Annotated in this window: 4 protein-coding genes; 3 read left to right on the top strand and 1 reads right to left on the bottom strand. The window is 68.6% G+C overall.

The window, feature by feature from the left end:
• Window positions 1-114: 114 nt before the first annotated feature.
• Window positions 115-684 (bottom strand): GFA family protein, encoded by a 570-nt coding sequence (locus DBR34_RS11535; RefSeq protein ID WP_258223835.1) that lies wholly within the window; start codon window positions 682-684, stop codon window positions 115-117.
• Between DBR34_RS11535 and pip the strand changes: the two genes are divergently transcribed.
• From pip to DBR34_RS11520, 3 genes are all read left to right on the top strand, one after another.
• On the top strand, window positions 683-1,648 hold the full coding sequence (gene pip / locus DBR34_RS11530) for a prolyl aminopeptidase (RefSeq protein WP_128096902.1): 966 nt from the start codon (window positions 683-685) through the stop codon (window positions 1,646-1,648). The genes DBR34_RS11535 and pip overlap by 2 nt on opposite strands.
• Window positions 1,649-1,959: 311 nt before the next feature.
• Window positions 1,960-2,472, top strand: coding sequence for a hypothetical protein (locus DBR34_RS11525; protein WP_219928275.1), 513 nt, complete (start codon window positions 1,960-1,962; stop codon window positions 2,470-2,472).
• A 99-nt stretch (window positions 2,473-2,571) separates the two neighbouring features.
• Window positions 2,572-3,171: a DNA-3-methyladenine glycosylase gene (locus DBR34_RS11520; RefSeq protein WP_128096900.1), complete on the top strand. Its 600-nt coding sequence runs from the start codon at window positions 2,572-2,574 to the stop codon at window positions 3,169-3,171.
• The last annotated feature ends 229 nt before the right edge of the window (window positions 3,172-3,400 follow it).

Here is a 3,400-nt window from a genome sequence, read left to right as displayed (position 1 = left end):
CCGGTGCTGGACGCGGCGGTGCTGGTGGTGCCCTGAGGGCCGCGCCAGGCGCCGTAGTGCATCACCCAGGCAGGGCCGCCGCGCGGTCCTGCCTGGGGTGGCAGCTGGCCTACTTCAGGCCGACGCGGCGTCGTAGGTAGGGCCATCCCAACCGTCCAGGAACTTGGGCAGGGCATCGATGACGTCGACAATGCGGTCACGGTAGAACAGGTGCATCGTGGGCGCGAAGGGCTCGGTCAGCGCGCCCCCCAGAGCGCGGGCCACCAGCGCATTGGGCACCACACGCATACCCAGCCGATTGGTGCCGAACAGAACGTCTCCACAGCCACTGCAGAACGTTTTTGAGAGCTGCTTGTGCGGATGCTGGAACACCGTTGTCGTGGCCTGCTCGACCTCGACCGCTTCCGCGTTCCAGGCCGTGGCCGAGAGCATGGCCGAGGCATAGAAGTCCCGGCAGGTACTGCAGTGGCAGATGGCGCGCGCAACCGGCGCGCCCTTCAGGGTGAGGATGGTACTTCCACACAGGCAGTTGGCGCGAAGCATCATGCGTGTCTCGGCGTTCGTTGAGGCGGCATGGTACCGGTAATGGCGGCCCGCCCGCGCAGCACTGCCCTGCACGCGGCAGTACTGCGGATTCAGACCAGGCTGGCTATGCTTGCGTTCTCCGTCCACGAGCACCGCCATGCGCACCTTGTACCCCGACATCCAACCCTACCGCGAGCACCGTCTGGCGGTGGATGCCGTGCACACGCTCTATGTGGAGGAATGTGGCGCGCCCGACGGTATTCCGGTGGTGTTCCTGCACGGCGGTCCGGGTGCGGGCGTATCGCCCACGCACCGTCGCTTCTTTGATCCCGCGCGCTACCGCATCGTATTGATCGATCAGCGTGGCAGCGGTCGCTCCACCCCGTTCGGCGAGTTGCGGGACAACACCACCGCCCACCTGGTGGCCGACGTCGAGGCCGTGCGCGAGCACCTGGGCATCGACCGTTGGCTGGTCTTCGGCGGCTCGTGGGGGTCGACGCTGGCGCTGGCCTACGCGCAGGCGCACCCGGACCGCGCCACCGGCGTGATCGTGCGCGGCGTCTACCTGGGCCGCGCCGAAGAGAACCGCTGGTTCAACGAAGCCGACGGCGGCGCCCGCTGGATCTTCCCCGAGCGCTGGGCGCGCTATGAAGCGCACATTCCCGAGGAAGAACGCGGCGCGCTCATCGCCGCCTACTGGCAGCGCCTCGACAGCCCCGATCAGGATGTAGCCATCGCCGCGGCACAGGCGTGGCTGGGCTGGGAAGACCATGCGGCTACGTTGGTGCATGACGTGGACGCGCGCTCGCACGCCGATCCCCTGGCGACGCTGGCGAAGGCGCGCATCGAAGCGCACTACTTCCGCCATCATGCCTTCCTGGACCATGGCCAGCTGCTGCAAGGCGTCGATCGCATCCGCCACCTTCCGGCGGTGATCGTGCAGGGCCGCTACGACATCATCTGCCCGCCACGCAGCGCCTGGGACCTCGCCTCTGCCTGGCCGGAGGCGCAGCTGGAGATGGTGCTGTCAGGCCATGGCGCAACCGAACCGGCTACCGCCGATGCATTGGTGCGGGCGACCGATGCCTTCGCCGACCGCATCACCGGCGCTCTGCACACCTGAGACGGTGGTGTGCGGTGGCGTCGTTGTCGCTCCCGGGGGCGCGCCGCCTCGCACGTCCATGGCGCGGTGTTAACGTCGTGCGGTGCACGCTCGCCTCCACGTTGAACCGAGCAGGCATACACATGCAATGCACCCTTCGCACCGTTCTGGCGGGGGCCGCCCTGGCGGCCCTGGTCACCGGCTGCAGTCCGTCCGATGCCGATCCGGCACACCCGGCAGCAGCCAAACCGGCAGCACCGACTGCCACCGCTCAGCGCCCTGCGTCGTCAACGCCGGCACCGGTGACCGGCCCCGCAGCGACAGCCGCGCAGGTGGCCGATGCCTTCGCCGAACCGGTGCCCGGCATCGCGGTCCGGCCGGTGACAGGCACCACCGTGCACCGGGACTTCAAGCGCAGCTACCTGGCGATGGATGCGTGGACGCTGTATCCCGCCGCGGGCAGCGCCGGTCGGCCGCTCGTGGCGCTGGCGCTGGACGGCTCCAATGACGTCACCTCGGCAGAGATGCGCATCGGGCGCAGCGATACTGCTTCCGACGTACAGGCGTGCACGACGCCGCCCGCCGAAGCTACAGGCACGGCTGGCACGGCCGACGTGGGGGGCGTGCGAGCAACCCACTTCAACAGCAGCGATGCCGCCATGAGCCACTACCTCTCCGCCGACAGTTATCGCGTCGTCCACGGCGGTGCCTGCTATGCCATCGACCTGATCATCGCCGGCACCCGCCCGGAGGTGTACGACCCGCCGCGCACGCCACCGTTCACGCAGGACCAGGCCAAGGCGGCGCTGGCATCCATGCTCGCTGCGGTGCACTGGACGCACTAGCGTCGCACTCGCGTGGCGTTGATGCCGCCACCACGCATCAGGGCTCACCATTCCAGGCAACGGCGCGTGCCACTGGCGCCGCTTTGATCAGGTCTTTGCATGCACGACTGGGCAACACTGCCGCGAACGTTCTACCAGCGCCACCCCGCCGAGGTGGCACCGGCGCTGCTCAACAAACTGCTGGTGCGCGATGACGGGCGCGCGGGCCGTATCGTCGAGGTGGAAGCCTACGCGGGCAGCGAAGACCCCGCCGCGCATTCGTTCCGCGGGCAGACGCCGCGCACCGCCACCATGTTTGGTGAGGCCGGCCACCTGTATGTGTATTTCAGTTACGGCATGCACTGGGGGTCAAACGCGGTCTGCGGCGAGGTGGGTCAGGGCTGGGGCGTGCTGCTGCGGGCCTTGGAGCCGGTGCAGGGCCTGGATCTGATACGCGAGGCGCGCCCGGCCATTCGCCACGACCGCGACCTGGCCAGTGGACCGGGCCGGTTGTCGCAGGCAATGGGCATCACCAAGGCACTGGATGGCGCGGATCTGGTGCGCAACGATCGCGGCGTACGCATTGTCTCCGATGGGATGGCGCCGCCCACCGAACCGGTGGTTGGCCCGCGCATTGGTATCAGCAAGGCGAAGGATTTTCCGTGGCGCTGGCACGTGCCCGGGCATGCGCACGTATCGGGTCGTTCCGCGCGGCGCTGATTCTGCCGGCGGCTGCACTGGTATCCTGCTCGGCTGCCTGGCACCGGTTGACGCGCGCGTCGTGATCGCGCGCCGTCGCCCGTTGTTGCACCACGAAAAGGATGTCCCCCGATGAAATCCCTCCCCACCCTGCTGCTGGGTGCTGCCCTGCTGTGCGGCGCAGCGCCGCTGCTGGCGGCCGAGCACGTCTACTACGTCGGCCAGACGGATGTCCAGGCCGACGTAGTAG

It is taken from the genome of Stenotrophomonas sp. HMWF003 (assembly GCF_003061285.1).
GTDB lineage: Bacteria > Pseudomonadota > Gammaproteobacteria > Xanthomonadales > Xanthomonadaceae > Stenotrophomonas > Stenotrophomonas maltophilia_AP.
The sequence above is the reverse complement of the archived record's forward strand: the minus strand, read 5'-3'. Positions and strand labels throughout refer to the sequence as shown.